Genomic DNA, 15,498 nt, shown 5'->3' with positions numbered 1-15,498 from the left:
TCAATCCAATCATCTAAAGATTGTTCACTATATGAATCAGAAATACTCTCCTGAAATGATGGTCAAGGCAAAAGGTATTAACGTCCCTATTTCAACCATCTATTATTGGATTCACAACGGTCATCTAGGCCTAACCGAGGTTGACATGCTTTATCCCCGAAAAGTGAAAGCTAAGAAGAAGCAAGCTAGTCCTGACTTTAAATCTGCTGGAAAGTCTATTGAGGAACGTCCAGAGAGTATCAATAAGCGTGAGAATATCGGTGATTTTGAAATTGATACCGTCATTCAGACACGAGCTCAAAATGAGTGCTTACTGACATTAACCGATAGAAAGAGTCGTTATCAAATCATTCGTCTCATCCCTGACAAGTCGGCTGAGTTGGTTAATCAGGCCTTGAGCACGATTCTGAAAGGCTACCAAATTCATTCTATTACGGCGGATAATGGTACAGAATTTAGTCGCTTAGCAGATGTTTTTGACCCTGAGCATATTTATTATGCTCACCCGTATTCTTCTTGGGAAAGGGGAACCAATGAAAATCATAATAGACTCATCCATCGTTGGTTACCAAAGGGAAGCAAAAATGCGACTCAACAACAAGTCGCATTCATTGAAAATTGGATTAATAACTATCCAAAGAAAATACTAGATTACAAATCTCCTAGAGAGTTTTTACAAAATGGCTAACTTCAACTTGAAATTTGGAATCCAAAGCTAAAAGCTGATAACTGGTAACTGGTAACTTATCATAAAAGCTGACATGTCAGCTTTATTTTTTTAAATTTAATGCTATAATAGGAATGATTGGCGACTGAAGTCGCTAGAACTAAGAACTTATATTCACAGGTGAAGTGCTTATAGATAAGAGATAGTTTTTCGCTAATCAAGGCAGTTTTGAGAGAATACTGACAGTATTTAAAAAAAACTAACGATGAGTAGCTCAAAAGCTAGCCTTAGATAGAAGGGTTGAACTGTGAATACAGGTTCTGCGAATAGACTTAAGTATTCAAGGAGAAAAGCATTGGCTAAAGACATTCGTGTGCGTTATGCACCAAGTCCAACGGGACTTTTACACATTGGAAATGCGCGTACTGCGCTCTTCAACTATCTCTACGCTCGTCATCACGGTGGAACCTTCATTATCCGTATAGAAGATACTGACCGTAAGCGTCATGTCGAGGATGGGGAACGTTCTCAGCTCGAAAACTTGCGTTGGTTGGGGATGGATTGGGACGAAAGTCCGGAAACACATGAAAACTATCGTCAATCAGAACGTTTGCCTTTGTACCAAAAATACATTGACCAGCTTTTAGCAGAAGGCAAAGCTTATAAATCATACGTTACCGAAGAAGAATTGGCAACGGAACGTGAACGCCAAGAAGCAGCCGGTGAAACACCACGTTATATCAATGAATTTCTTGGCATGACAGAAGAGGAAAAAGCAGCTTATATTGCAGAACGTGAAGCAGCTGGTATTGTGCCTACTGTTCGCTTGAAAGTCAATGAGGCAGGTATTTACAAGTGGACGGATATGGTTAAGGGTGACATCGAATTTGAAGGTGGCAACATTGGTGGGGATTGGGTCATCCAGAAGAAAGACGGTTACCCAACTTACAACTTTGCCGTTGTCATTGATGATCACGATATGCAAATTTCTCACGTTATTCGTGGAGATGATCATATTGCCAACACACCAAAACAGCTTATGGTTTATGAAGCACTTGGTTGGGAAGCTCCAGAATTTGGTCACATGACCCTTATCATCAACTCTGAGACAGGGAAAAAATTGTCCAAACGTGATACCAACACGCTTCAATTTATCGAAGACTACCGTAAAAAGGGCTATTTGTCGGAAGCAGTTTTCAACTTTATTGCCCTTCTTGGATGGAACCCGGGTGGAGAGGAAGAAATCTTCAGCCGTGACGAACTCATTAAACTCTTTGATGAAAACCGCCTCAGCAAATCTCCAGCTGCCTTTGACCAAAAGAAAATGGACTGGATGAGCAATGAATACCTGAAAAATGCGGATTTTGATACTGTTTTTGCACTTTGCAAACCATTCTTGAAAGATGCAGGGCGTTTGACAGATAAAGCTGAAAAATTGGTGGAGCTTTACAAACCACAATTAAAATCAGCTGATGAAATCTTACCATTGACAGACCTTTTCTTTGCTGATTTCCCAGAATTGACCGAGGCAGAGCGCGAAGTCATGGCTGGTGAAACCGTGCCAACGGTGCTTGAAGCCTTCAAGGCAAAATTGGAAGCTATGTCTGATGAAGAGTTTAAATCAGAAAACATCTTCCCACAAATCAAAGCTGTTCAAAAAGAAACAGGCATCAAAGGAAAAAACCTCTTCATGCCAATCCGTATCGCTGTTTCAGGTGAAATGCATGGTCCAGAGTTACCAGACACCATCTTCCTGCTTGGACGTGAAAAATCAATTGAGCATATTGATAATATGTTGAAAAAACTGTAAGGACTAATTTCACCTCGAAAATTATTAGACAAGTTGGATGATTTCTGCTATAATACTTGTCAAGAAAGAAAGTCTTGTGGCGTTTCTGTAGCGAGCCTGAGAGAGTGCAAGTCAGGTGAAACAAGATAAGAAGCTGGCGCTTTCTCTTGGTGTTAGCCAAGTTAATAATGACGAATAAATGAAGTAATAAATTAGGGTGGAACCGCGTTCTCAACGCCCCTATGTCTGCGGACAAGGGAAGAGAATGTGGTTCTTTTTGTTTTTTACTAAAGGGTGAAAGGTTGTTATCAAGAAAGGAGAGCAATGTTTACCTTAGAAGCTATCAATCGAGGTCACGAGCAGTTTACAGGATATGATTTCCCCAAGCTGATTGCTTATTTTAAAGCCTTGAGCATGGTGGAAAATACTGTAGATATCCAATCTGGAGCAGTCTTTGAAGAGATTGTCCCCAGTATTAATGACAAGGATGTGAGAATATGCTAGACGGAAGTTGTTTATGTCGGGCGATTAGCTATCGAGTGGAGGAAGACATCACTGAATTGATACTGTGCCATTGTTCTTTTTGTCGAAAAGCAACAGACTCTGCCTTTTCTGTTAATGCAAGAGTTCATCAAGACAATGTTACTCTCTTAGCTGGTGATGATCGATTGGTGAGCTATAGCTCATCTCCAGGGAAAAAGCGATTTTATTGTCAGATCTGCCACAGTCAGCTTTTCCATCTTCAAGAGACGCTTCCAAATATGATGACACTAAAAATGGGAACGATTGATCATTCTAGCCAGAATTTAAGTGTTGTGCCTAAACGACATATTTTTGAAGATGACCAATTTAGTTGGTTAAGCGATTGATGAGTGTCTGATAAGCTAAGGGCTATCTCGAGCCTTTGAGCGTTTTTAAGAATGGAATCTCAAAACAAACAAATACACATAGAAAGAAGGGCAATTATGTCAAAAAAATTAACATTTCAAGAAATTATTTTAACTTTGCAACAATTTTGGAATGATAAGGGCTGCATGCTTATGCAGGCTTATGATAATGAAAAAGGTGCGGGAACTATGAGTCCCTACACTTTCTTGCGTGCCATTGGTCCTGAGCCATGGAATGCGGCTTATGTAGAGCCTTCGCGTCGTCCTGCGGATGGTCGTTATGGGGAAAATCCGAACCGTCTTTACCAACACCACCAATTCCAAGTGGTAATGAAGCCTTCCCCATCAAATATCCAAGAACTTTACCTTGAGTCTTTGGAAAAATTGGGTATCAATCCCTTGGAACACGACATCCGTTTTGTTGAAGATAACTGGGAAAATCCATCAACTGGATCAGCTGGTCTTGGTTGGGAAGTTTGGCTTGACGGTATGGAAATCACCCAATTTACTTATTTCCAACAGGTCGGTGGTCTAGCAACAGGTCCGGTCACTTCTGAGGTAACTTATGGTTTAGAACGTTTGGCATCGTATATCCAAGAAGTGGATTCTGTTTATGATATTGAATGGGCACCAGGGGTCAAATATGGAGAAATCTTCCTCCAGCCCGAATATGAACACTCAAAATACTCTTTTGAAATTTCAGACCAAGACATGCTACTTGAAAACTTCGAAAAGTTTGAAAAAGAAGCAGGTCGTGCTCTGGAAGAAGGCTTGGTTCACCCAGCTTATGATTACGTACTCAAATGTTCACACACTTTCAACTTGCTTGATGCGCGTGGTGCCGTTTCGGTGACGGAGCGTGCCGGCTATATTGCTCGTATTCGGAATTTAGCGCGCGTAGTTGCCAAAACTTTCGTCGCAGAGCGTAAAAAGCTAGGCTATCCATTACTTGATAAAGCAACACGGGCGAAATTATTGGCAGAAGAGGCTGAGTAATGGTAGCCCAGTGGGCTATCTTAACCTGAGCTTGAAAAGTGCGAAGAGCAATTAAGTGTCAGCAAAGTGAGCTGATAATTTATGAGTGATAGGATTTAGCGACAGTAGGTCGCCCTAAACGATACTTTTCGCGGTGGTGAAACGTTCATTAAGTGATTGATTTTTAATGAATGTCGGGATTTTCGAGACTTTAAGTTCGAAAGTTAGGTATGAAACCGAAGGTTTGCTGCTGTCCGCATCACATCAGAAAAGTACCAAAGAAAAATCATTTTTGGAGAAAAACATGACAAAAAACTTATTAGTAGAGTTAGGACTTGAAGAACTACCAGCCTACGTTGTCACACCGAGTGAAAAACAACTGGGGGACAAAATGGCTGCCTTTTTGACAGACAATCGTTTGACTTTTGATGGCATTCAAACTTTTTCAACCCCACGCCGTTTAGCTGTGCGTGTACTTGGACTTGCAGACCAACAAACAGATTTGACCGAAGACTTCAAGGGGCCTTCTAAGAAAATCGCCTTGGACGCTGATGGCAATTTTACAAAGGCAGCGCAAGGGTTTGTCCGTGGTAAAGGTTTGACGGTTGATGACATCGAATTCCGCGAAATCAAAGGCGAAGAGTACGTTTATGTGACTAAGCATGAGGCGGGTAAACCAGCTCGTGAAGTTCTAGGAGGGATTCCAGAAGTTCTTGCAAGCATGACTTTTCCAGTCAGTATGCACTGGGCTAGCAATACATTTGAGTATATCCGCCCTGTCCATACCTTGACCGTACTCCTTGGTGATGAAGCATTAGATATGGAATTTTTGGATATTCATTCTGACCGCATTAGCCGCGGACATCGTTTTCTCGGTCATGAGGTGGAAATTGCTAGCGCAGATAGTTATGAAGACGACTTGCGCAGCGTCTTTGTTATCGCAGATGCCAAAGAACGTGAAGCGCTCATCGTTGACCAAATCAAGGATATCGAAAAAAACCAAAACGTTAGCGTTGAAATTGACGCAGAGCTTCTCAATGAAGTCCTCAACCTAGTCGAATACCCAACAGCTTTCATGGGCTTTTTTGACACCAAGTACCTTGAAGTGCCAGAAGAAGTTCTGGTAACCTCCATGAAAAATCACCAACGTTATTTCGTTGTCCGTGATTTAGCAGGTCAGCTAAAACCAAACTTCATCTCGGTCCGTAATGGTAACGCAGAACACATCGAAAATGTCATCAAGGGAAATGAAAAGGTTCTGGTTGCCCGCCTTGAAGATGGTGAGTTTTTCTGGCGTGAAGACCAAAAACTTAAGATTTCTGACTTGGTGGCTAAATTAGACCATGTGACCTTCCATGAAAAGATTGGTTCACTCTCGGAACACATGAACCGCAGCCGTATCATCGCCAAATATTTATCAGACAAGGCTGGACTTTCTGTTGATGAAGCGTCCGCCCTTGATCGCGCTGCTCAAATTTACAAATTTGACCTCTTGACAGGTATGGTCGGAGAATTTGATGAGTTGCAAGGAATCATGGGTGAAAAATATGCTCTCTTGGCAGGTGAAAATGCTGCAGTAGCTACAGCTATCCGCGAACATTACTTACCAAACTCGGCTGATGGTGATTTGCCAGAAACAAAAGTGGGTGCGGTTTTGGCCTTGGCTGATAAACTGGACACTCTCTTCTCATTCTTCTCAGTAGGCTTGATTCCAAGCGGTTCAAACGATCCATACGCCCTTCGCCGTGCCACTCAAGGGATTGTTCGTATTCTTGACGCCTTTGGTTGGAATATCCCAATGGATGAACTGGTGGATAACATCTATGCCCTTAGCTTTGATAGCCTGACGTATGACCATAAGGCTGATGTGATGAACTTTATCAAGGCGCGTGTTGACAAGATGATGGGTAAGACGCCTAAAGATATCAAGGAAGCTGTCCTTGCAGGTGCGACTTTTGTTGTTCCAGACATGCTTGCTGTCGCAGAAAGCTTAGTAGAGGCTAGCAAGACTGATGTTTACAAACCAGCAGTCGAGTCCCTTTCTCGTGTCTTTAATCTTGGTGAAAAAGCTGGCGTTACTAGCCAGGTGGACAGCAGACTCTTTGAAAATGAAGCCGAAAAAGCTCTCGCACAGGCTGCAGAAGCTTTAGTCTTATCAGGAACAGCCAGTGACAAACTTGCTCAGCTATTTGCGCTAAGTCCAGTCATTGATGACTTCTTTGACAATACTATGGTCATGGTGGAAGATGATGCTGTGAAGAATAATCGCTTAGTCATTCTCGCAACCCTGACCAACAAGGCTAAGACTGTTGCAGCTTTTAATAAACTGAATACCAAGTAAATCTCAAATAATAAACAAAGAAAGGAGTTGTAAAATGGAACCTAAAAAAATTGCTCGTATTAACGAGCTTGCTAAAAAGAAAAAAACGGTAGGTTTGACCCCAGAGGAAAAGGTTGAACAAGCCCAACTCCGTGAAGAATATATCGAAGGTTATCGTCGTTCGGTTCGTCATCACATTGCAGGAATAAAAATTGTTGATGAAGAAGGTAATGACATCACTCCTGAAAAACTTCGTCAACTACAACGTGAAAAAGGTCTGCATGGACGTAGTCTTGATGATCCAAATTCGTAGTTTTGACGAAAAGAAAGACAGCTAGCTCCTTTTTTCAAAGTTATTAGCACGCATTCATTCGGCGGATAACTTATCGCTGTCAAAATAAGACCCAGTATTCGCAAGTGAAGTGCTTTTAGATAAGAGATAGTTTTTCGCTAATCAAGGCAGTTTTTTGAGGGAATACTGACTGTATTTTGAAAATAACGATGAGCATCTTAAAAACTGGCCTTAGATGGAAGTGCTGAACTGTGAATACTGTTTCTAAGATCTAAGCTTAATGCCCCTTGAATATTGACTATTCGGGGGGCTTTTTTCTACCATTTGTCAAGCCTATCAAGGTTTTAGAGAAAAAATAATTTTCATACAGTCATCAAAATAGGGAAGTGACCTTACTTTACACTAAAGATTTACATAAAAAGTGTATACAAAACCAACACCTTATTTTGTGATTTTTGAAATAAGGTGTTACAATAATATGGCATAAACAGTTTTACCGATTTTGGGTAGAAGTATAATCGTAAAGCTTATTATGCGTAATGAGGTAATACATTGTCCGAATGAGACGGTGTATGGAGGCAATCGTGTGTGGCTTGGTTGAAGTCGTTTGCGATTGCCTTTTTCGTTTCTCATAAAAGTCTGCAATATGGCAAGGATTGGTGTGACTAGCTGAAGCGATATTGTGAATGCATTTGAACAGAATCTTTCTAGCGTAGGGGTTGCCACGCTTGGTAATGTGTTCCTTAGCGATGAAGTTTCCAGATTCATAGTGTCTCAGGTCAATACCGATAAAGGCATTGATTTGATTGGCAGACTGAAAACGGCGAATATCTCCCAGTTCACCAATAATACTTGTTGCAGTCGTCTCAGCGATACCAGGAATAGAAAGCAGAATGTCATACTCTGGTAAAGGTTGAGCTATTTCCACCATCTGGTCTAAGACTGCCTGTCTCTGTTCAGAAAGTCTAAGCAATTCTTTTGCATAGTAACGCACCTCTTCCAGCATTGGAGAGGTTTTCTTAACGGCACAATAAGATTGATTAGCTAGTGCTGTCAGCTTCTCTGCTAAGTAAGCCACACGCTTGTCCGAAATACGTTTTGAGGTGGACTGACGGATGCTCTTTGAGAGTTCATCCTTGCTTAACTCAAGCACGAAGTCCTTGCAAGGAAACGCAGTAACTAAGTTCCAGTATTGTTCCCCAGTTGGCGTTGATAAGATAGTCTCCAACTCTGGGAAAGTGACCTGTAAGACCTTGTGTAGACGATTTTTAGCCCGAACAATGTCCTCAGTCAGATTCTGATAGAAACGGCTGAGATCCCGCAAGTCTTGATAGACTTCTTCTTGGACATAGGTCGGTTTACGATTCAGCACAAACTGGGACTGAGCCAGTTTTTCAGCGTCAATTTGATCTGTTTTCCGCACACGCAAGCTATCCAGTTGCTTCTTGGCTTCTAAGGGATTGAGCCGTGTGTAAGCGTAGCCATGTTCATCCAGAAAAGCTTGAAGACGACGAGAATAGACGCCTGTTGCTTCAAAGATGATTTCTGGCTTGTGGACGGTTTTCAAATCGCCAAGTAGCCGAGCAAAGCCAATGGCATCATTGGGCATGGTATAGCCATGAACCTTCTCGCCGTTGACTAGAATGGCCACTTCTGAACTTACTTTACTCACATCAATCCCAAAAACTGCACGCATGATATTACCTCTTTGTCTTGAATGATTCCTTGTTTTAGAGATGTCATTTTCAATACTCGACGTCTGGCGTCCCACATACTTTGATAACATTCTTTCTAAAACAGGTGTCTTGCCAGTTTTTGTTGCGACGTCTAGCGTCAAAAAGCCCCACGACTTAACAAGACACCTCTACTTTATCATCTTGAGAATGAAAAAAGTAGTGAGTACTCTCTCCCGTCGGAGATTTCCTCACTACTAATCTTAGTATGTTTTTCTACCATTTTTCAAGCCTATCAAGGTTTTAGAGAAAAAATAATTTTCATTGAGGCTGGGCAAGCCATCGTGGATGTCTTTCCCACTTCCAATTATAGTTAATTGAAACAAGAGCAGGACAAAAGTGCCTCAAGAAAAGTATCGCAATTTGGCAATACTTTTCTGAGGTGTTTTTTGATTTGAGCCCATGTTTTCTCAATGGGATTATACTCAGGTGAGTAAGGAGGAAGTGGTAAAAGTCTATGCCCCTGCTCCTTGCATAACTCTTTTAGCTTACTCATCCTATGAAACCTTGCATTGTCCATAATGATAACAGCTGGTTTATCTAAAGTGGGGAGTAAGAATGTTTTGAACCAAGCCTCGAAAAAGTCACTAGTCATAGTATCTTTGTATGTCATCGGGGCTATAAGCTCACCATTGATGAGACCTGCAACCAAAGATAGCCGCTGGAATCTTCTTCCAGAGACCCGACCTTTTATTAACTGACCTTTCAAAGAGCGACCATATTCTCGATGAAAATAGGTCTCAAACCCTGTCTCGTCAATATAAACAGGAGTCAGGTGGCTTAAGTTATTAAACTCTTTAAGGAACAGATCTACTTTTTCAGGGTCTTGTTCATAGTAGGTACAGCTCTTTTTTTTCGAGTATATCCCATAGCTTTGAGAGCGTAATGAATAGCTGTTGGATGACAGCCAAATTCAGAAGCTATTTCAGTCAAAAAAGCATCTGGATGAGCTTCAAGATAGTTCTTTAATTTTTCTCTATCAATTTTTCTTGGTTTGGTTCCCTTAACTTGGTGATGAAGTTCGCCAGTAGTCTCCATTAATTTTAGCCATTGATAGATGGTGTTGCGTGAAATATCGAAAACAACAGATGCTTCAGTAATACTGCCGGTTTTCTCACAGTATGCGAGAACTTTTTTACGAAAATCTAATGAATATGCCATAAATACATTATATCACAAAATGTACTGTTTTTGTTTCATTTTACTATACTTTAGAGTTGTATTGATTGTTAATTTTTTCTTGACAAGAAAAAAAGCAGTGCTATAATTTTACTTAACTGGTTAAAAACCGGTTAAGTAAAAGGAGGTTTTTTCATGAAAAAGCGATTCTCTCACTGGTGTCTGCTAGCTACATTAGCTTTGATAGTGACAACATTGACAGGATGCCAGAATAAGTCCTCAACACAAAAGGGACTGCGAATTGTTACAAGTTTTTATCCCATATATGCCATGACAAAGGCTGTTTCAGGTGATTTAAATGATGTCAGAATGATTCAATCAGGGGCGGGTATTCATTCCTTTGAACCCTCTGCGAATGATGTGGCAGCGATTTATGATGCTGATGTTTTCATTTACCATTCGCATACTCTTGAAACTTGGGCTGGAAGTTTAGAGCCTAGCTTAAATAAGTCAACAGTTAAAGTTTTGGAGGCTTCTAAAGGGATGACTTTATCTAAGGTTCAAGGTCTTGAGGATATGGAGGTAAGTGATGGTGTTGACCCAGCCACTTTGTATGATCCCCATACTTGGACAGATCCGCAAATGGCTTCAAAAGAAGTTGAGCGAATCAAGAAAAGTTTGATTAAGCTGGATCCAAAGAACAAGGATATTTACGAAAAAAATGCAAAATCCTTTAAGGAAGAAGCCAAGCAATTGACGCAAAAATATCAGAAAAAGTTCAAAAATGTTTCTAACAAGGTTTTTGTTACACAACATACTGCCTTTTCTTACCTTGCTAATCGCTTTGGTTTAACCCAACTTGGCATTTCTGGGATTTCTCCTGAACAGGAACCGACACCACGACAATTGAAAGAAATTCGTGATTTCATTAAACAATATAAGGTTAAAACTGTCTTTGTTGAAAAAAATGTTTCTCAGAAAATGGCAAAAACTGTTGCCAAATCAACAGGGGCCAAGCTGAAAACACTTAGTCCTTTGGAGTCAGATCCTAAAAATCAGAAAACTTATCTTGAAAATGTTGAAGAAAATTTAGAAATTTTATATCAAGAGTTGAATAAATAGGGGAAGTTATGAAAAAGAAAATTGTAGCTGGTTCCGCCGTAGCAGTTGTTTTGCTGTCGGTCAGTTTTTGTGCCTATGAGCTAGGAAAATATCAAGCAAGTCAGGCCCAGGAGTCTAATATAGCATATGTGGAGACATCAAAGAAAAAATCCACATCTCGTCAATCTGAGAATAAAACACCTGATCAAATTAGTCAGGAAGAAGGCATTAGTGCAGAACAGATTGTTGTCAAAATTACAGATGATGGTTATGTCACTTCGCATGGAGACCATTATCATTACTACAACGGAAAAGTTCCTTACGATGCTCTAATCAGTGAGGAACTGGTTATGAAAGACCCAAATTATGTCTTTAAACAGGAAGATGTTATTAATGAGGTCAAGGATGGGTACATCATCAAAGTTGATGGAAACTATTATTTGTATTTGAAGGAAAATAGTGACCATAAAAATATACGCACGAAGGAACAAATTGCAGCTGAGAGAGAAAAAGGAACGAAAGAGGCTGCTCAAAAGCAGAGTGGGTCGCATAAACACGGAAGTCAAAAGAAAGCGAATGCTTCAACTTCTGAGAGTAAGTCAGGGAGTCATACTGATGGACGTTATAAAACAGATGATGGTTATGTTTTCAGCCCAACAGATGTCATTAATGACTTGGGTGATGGTTTCTTAGTGCCACACGGTAATCACTTTCACTTTATTCCTAAAGCTGATCTATCTCCTAGTGAATTAGCTGCTGCACAAGCTTATTGGGACAGCAAGCAACATAAAGGAACAAAAGGAGAGACAGTCGTTGCTCATCAATCAGGAGGAGTATCTCAGGGGGATAGGACGATCAGAACAGCACCTGTAGTATCCTATCCGACAGCTTCAACAGGGCAAAGTTTCCCTTCAATTATCCCATCTCCAAGTCAACCAACCACTTCTAACAAAGGACAGACTGGTGTTCAAAAAGGTATCGTCTCTGTATTACCATCACATCCGACAACTGAAAAAACTGATGAGTTAGCCACTCTTCTCTATAAACTCTATCATAGTCCACAATCAGAAAGGTATACGGAAGCAGATGGTCTTGTTTTTGATCCAGCCCAGATAACAAAGCGTACAGGAGAAGGAGTGGTAGTTCCGCATGGTGATCACTTCCACTTTATTCCTTATGACAGGATGTCTGAGTTAGAGGCGACCCTTGCTAAGCAATTCCCAATTGGTACGGCAATACAGCCAAAAATGGAAGAAAACAAACCGACAACAGATCCAATTGTTAAACCAGTAGAGAAGCCAAAAGAGATTGTTCTTAACTACAACGGAACAAAAATAGTTGCCTATGGAAAAGGTTTAGATGGCAAGCCTTACGATACATCAGATGGCTATGTTTTTAGCAAATCTTCTATTCTATCAGTTGACAATAATGGTTTGACAGCCAGTCACGGTGACCATATCCACTATATTGGATTGGGAGAATTGGAGCAGGGAGAATTGGATCAAGTCGCTGCTTGGGTAAAAGAGAAAGCGGAAGAAAAAACCCCTTCTCAGCCGAAACAGGAAACACCTAAGAGTGATACTAAGAGTGACGCAAAGACAAGTCAGTCTGATGAGGTAAAACCTGCGTTTGACTATAAGAAAGTTTCTAAAAAACTGACACAAAACGGTCAAACAGGTTATCTTATGAAAGATAATGGGAAAGAGTATTTCTATGCACGTGAAGAATTAGATTTAACTAAGATTTCATTTGCTGAGCAAGAGCTGATGTCGGCAGCTGATGGAAAATACATTTATGACATCGTCGCTCCTAAAGAAAATGAATTAGCTCCTAAACTCTATGTGACAGCAAGTCAACTCAAGATGCATGCTGGAAATGCCACATATGATACTGGAGAGTCTTTCATTATTCCACATATTGATCACATTCACGTTGTTCCATATACTTGGCTAACTGCGGAAGAAATTGCAAGTGTGAAGTATATCATGCAGCATCCAGAAGATCGTCCAGCGATTTGGACAGAGGGACATGGTAGCAAGAAGGAAATTGGAACAATTGTCAATGTCACTCCAGAATCAGAACGTAGCAAATTGAAGAATTGGCAAATCATTCATTCAGCTGATGAAGTTAGACAGGCTTTGAAAGAAGGTAAATTTGCCGATTCAGATGGCTATATCTTTGCCCCAGAGGATGTTCTAGATCCAGGGACATTCGTATGGAAAGAAGCATTCAGTATTCCACGGGCCACAGGAGGAAGCTTGCGCGCGATTTCTAAGAAAGAATTATCAGAGCAAGAATGGGCAGCAGCGCAAGAATTGTTAGCCAAAGCTAAGGCAGATAAGGAAAAAGCAGCACAAGGGGAATCAACGAAAGCAACCCAGTCAACAACTCAAAGCACCGATAAAAAAGGAGTTACCAAATATTCAACTAAGACAGAGACGGCAACTAATGTCACTCCAGAATCAGAACGTAGCAAGTTGAAGAATTGGCAAATCATCCATTCGGCAGAGGAAGTAAATGCTGCTAAAGCTGCGGGTAAATTTGCCGATTCAGATGGCTATATCTTTGCCCCAGAGGATGTTCTAGATCCAGGCACATTCGTATGGAAAGAAGCATTTAGTATTCCACGGGCCACAGGAGGAAGCTTGCGCGCGATTTCTAAGAAAGAATTATCAGAGCAAGAATGGGCAGCGGCGCAAGAATTGTTAGCTAAAGCTAAGGCTGATAAGGAAAAAGACAAGGACAAGAAGGAAGAACCGTCCAAAGATCAGAAATCTCAGTCCTTAGAATCTAAAAAGGATGATAATCTGACAGAGGGGCAAGGGACAGTTTACAGTGCGTCAGAAATAGCAGCAGCTAAAAAGGCTGGGCGTTATGTCTCTTATGAAGATGGTTACATTTTCAATGCTTCAGATATCATTAGTGACGAGGGCGATCAATATATTGTTGTTTACAAAGACTACGTTCACTGGGTAGATAAAACCCTACTTTCAAAAAGTGAAGAGGCTTCAGCTCAAGCATTTTGTAAGAAAAAAGGATTAGTGGCTCCAGCAAAAGACGATAAATCATACTTTACTCCAGATAAAGAATCAGCTGAAGAAGTCTATGATAGAGTAACACCACAAAAAATCATTCCAATTGAAAAAATGCCATATAATACAGCTTATGTTACGATGGTCAAAAATGGAAATCTTGTCATTCCTCATAAGAACCATTACCATAACATTGCAATTTCTTGGTTTGATGATTCAGAAGCCTTCAAAGCACCAAGTGGTTATAGCTTGGAAGAACTTTTTGCAACCATCAAGTATTATCTTGAACATCCAGAAGACCGTCCAAGTTCACAATATGGTTGGGGAAGTAAGACCGTCCAAAATACACCAAATAAAGATGTTAAGAGTGATCAACTCGGATCGGATGAACGCAAAGGTAAGCCAAACTCACAAATCACTTATAATGCTGATGAAATTGCCAAAGCTAAGGCTTCTGGTAAATATACAACTTCGGATGGTTATATCTTTGATGCTAAAGATATTGTGAGTGACGAAGGAGATGCCTACATTGTCCCTCACATGAGTCATAGCCATTGGATCCCGAAAAGTGACTTGTCAGAGGAAGAAAGACAAGCAGCACAAGCATTCTGCGCGGAAAAAGGAATAACAGCGGGAACTGAGTCAAAAACTCCTGAGAAGAAAGCACAAGACACCGCATCTTCTAGTGCCTCTCCAAAACTAGAAACAGCAGCAGAACTTTATGAACGTGTTTCTCCAGAAAAGGTAGTTCCTGTTGACGTAATGCCATATAATACCGCATATGCAGTTGCTTATCAAAATGGAAGATTGGTTATTCCACATCAAGATCATTATCACAACGTAGCTTTATCTTGGTTTGATGACAAAACCATCAAAGTGCCATCTGGATATAGTTTAGAGCAGTTGTTGGCTACAATCAAATACTTTGTTGAACATCCAGAGGATCGTCCAACATCTGATGATGGTTGGGGAAATGCCAGCGACCATGTCAAAGGAGAAGCATCTGGTGAAACTGCTTCAGAAGATAAGAGTGAAACTTCCGACTCAGCTAAGTCACAAGATTCTGTGGAACCTAGCGAAACTGACCAAAATCAAGACAGTTCTGAAGACGAGGTTGAAACGGAAGAGGATGAATTTGATTTGGAAATGAAAGAACGGGGCAAACTTCACAATTTAACAGGTGAAGAACTCAGCAACAAACTTTATCAAATCGCCAATACTTATCATATAGCGCTTGATGGGATTAAAGATATTAGCAGTGGTCTCGTTTCTATCAGCACATCAGATGGTCAAACAATCACCTACAATCTTGTTACAATGTCTGAAGTAAAGTGATTGGATAAAAGAGGGAGTATATCTTCAACAAACTAATACTTATACTCTTCGAAAATCAAAATTATCCGTTGTCAACTTGCCTTGATGAACTCAAGTTCTATCGTCGGCTTCGTTTCCTAGGCTACTTTTGATTTTCATTGAGTATTATTAGTTGATTATTAGTAATAGTGTAGTTAGGTAATTCATCATTTGTGTTGGAATCTTTCACAAATGATGTTAGTCTAGGACAACATAAAAGGCTGGGATTA

9 protein-coding genes and 2 pseudogenes are annotated in these 15,498 nt (G+C 40.5%); 9 read left to right on the top strand and 2 right to left on the bottom strand.

What is annotated here, in order from left to right; all coding sequences use genetic code 11:
- Positions 1–16: 16 nt before the first annotated feature.
- The 7 genes and pseudogenes from ABZ559_RS10810 to ABZ559_RS10780 form a co-directional block, all read left to right on the top strand.
- A pseudogene (locus tag ABZ559_RS10810) lies at positions 17–688 on the top strand (IS30 family transposase); the annotation flags it as partial.
- Positions 689–1,022: 334 nt separating this feature from the next.
- Positions 1,023–2,477: a glutamate--tRNA ligase gene (gltX, locus tag ABZ559_RS10805; RefSeq protein ID WP_367006373.1), complete on the top strand. Its 1,455-nt coding sequence runs from the start codon at positions 1,023–1,025 to the stop codon at positions 2,475–2,477.
- A gap of 303 nt (positions 2,478–2,780) precedes the next feature.
- On the top strand, positions 2,781–2,960 hold the full coding sequence (locus tag ABZ559_RS10800) for a hypothetical protein (RefSeq protein ID WP_367006372.1): 180 nt from the start codon (positions 2,781–2,783) through the stop codon (positions 2,958–2,960).
- Positions 2,954–3,325, top strand: a complete 372-nt coding sequence (locus tag ABZ559_RS10795) for a GFA family protein (protein ID WP_367006370.1) — start codon at positions 2,954–2,956, stop codon at positions 3,323–3,325. Before ABZ559_RS10800 ends, ABZ559_RS10795 begins: the two co-directional genes overlap by 7 nt.
- Before the next feature lie 96 nt (positions 3,326–3,421).
- Positions 3,422–4,339: a glycine--tRNA ligase subunit alpha gene (gene glyQ / locus ABZ559_RS10790; protein ID WP_367006369.1), complete on the top strand. Its 918-nt coding sequence runs from the start codon at positions 3,422–3,424 to the stop codon at positions 4,337–4,339.
- A gap of 283 nt (positions 4,340–4,622) precedes the next feature.
- The gene (gene glyS, locus ABZ559_RS10785) at positions 4,623–6,659 is read left to right on the top strand and encodes a glycine--tRNA ligase subunit beta (RefSeq protein ID WP_367006368.1); all 2,037 of its coding nucleotides are present in this window, start codon (positions 4,623–4,625) and stop codon (positions 6,657–6,659) included.
- 34 nt (positions 6,660–6,693) lie between these two features.
- Positions 6,694–6,951, top strand: coding sequence for a DUF896 family protein (locus ABZ559_RS10780; RefSeq protein WP_018376329.1), 258 nt, complete (start codon positions 6,694–6,696; stop codon positions 6,949–6,951).
- 472 nt (positions 6,952–7,423) lie between these two features.
- Here the strand turns inward: ABZ559_RS10780 and ABZ559_RS10775 are convergent, their stop codons facing one another.
- Together ABZ559_RS10775 and ABZ559_RS10770 are read right to left on the bottom strand one after the other, a co-directional pair.
- Entirely contained in the window at positions 7,424–8,626 is a 1,203-nt protein-coding gene (locus ABZ559_RS10775) for an IS110 family transposase (RefSeq protein ID WP_367006366.1), read from the bottom strand.
- Positions 8,627–8,976: 350 nt separating this feature from the next.
- Positions 8,977–9,824, bottom strand: a protein-coding gene (locus tag ABZ559_RS10770) for an IS630 family transposase (protein ID WP_367006365.1) whose coding sequence is annotated in 2 segments (ribosomal slippage) — positions 8,977–9,521 and positions 9,521–9,824 — 849 coding nt in all. Because the reading frame shifts where the segments join, the coding sequence is not laid out codon by codon here.
- 153 nt (positions 9,825–9,977) lie between these two features.
- On the opposite strand from ABZ559_RS10770, the gene ABZ559_RS10765 reads away from it, so the two are divergent.
- Complete coding sequence (locus ABZ559_RS10765; RefSeq protein ID WP_367006364.1) at positions 9,978–10,904, top strand: metal ABC transporter substrate-binding protein; 927 nt, start codon at positions 9,978–9,980, stop codon at positions 10,902–10,904.
- A 26-nt stretch (positions 10,905–10,930) separates the two neighbouring features.
- Positions 10,931–15,250 (top strand): annotated as a pseudogene (locus ABZ559_RS10760) (pneumococcal-type histidine triad protein); the annotation flags it as partial.
- Positions 15,251–15,498: the final 248 nt, after the last annotated feature.

The organism is Streptococcus sp. ZY19097 (assembly GCF_040731245.1).
Lineage (GTDB): Bacteria > Bacillota > Bacilli > Lactobacillales > Streptococcaceae > Streptococcus > Streptococcus orisratti.
Note: the sequence above shows the minus strand (reverse complement) of the source record. Positions and strands in the feature narration are given on the sequence as shown.

Coding starts and splice junctions, on each gene's coding strand:
- ABZ559_RS10775 (WP_367006366.1), bottom strand. CDS start 8,626: ATGCGTGCAGTTTTTGGGATTGATGTGAGTAAAGTAAGTTCAGAAGTG.
- ABZ559_RS10800 (WP_367006372.1), top strand. CDS start 2,781: ATGTTTACCTTAGAAGCTATCAATCGAGGTCACGAGCAGTTTACAGGA.
- glyQ (WP_367006369.1), top strand. CDS start 3,422: ATGTCAAAAAAATTAACATTTCAAGAAATTATTTTAACTTTGCAACAA.
- ABZ559_RS10795 (WP_367006370.1), top strand. CDS start 2,954: ATGCTAGACGGAAGTTGTTTATGTCGGGCGATTAGCTATCGAGTGGAG.
- ABZ559_RS10780 (WP_018376329.1), top strand. CDS start 6,694: ATGGAACCTAAAAAAATTGCTCGTATTAACGAGCTTGCTAAAAAGAAA.
- ABZ559_RS10765 (WP_367006364.1), top strand. CDS start 9,978: ATGAAAAAGCGATTCTCTCACTGGTGTCTGCTAGCTACATTAGCTTTG.
- glyS (WP_367006368.1), top strand. CDS start 4,623: ATGACAAAAAACTTATTAGTAGAGTTAGGACTTGAAGAACTACCAGCC.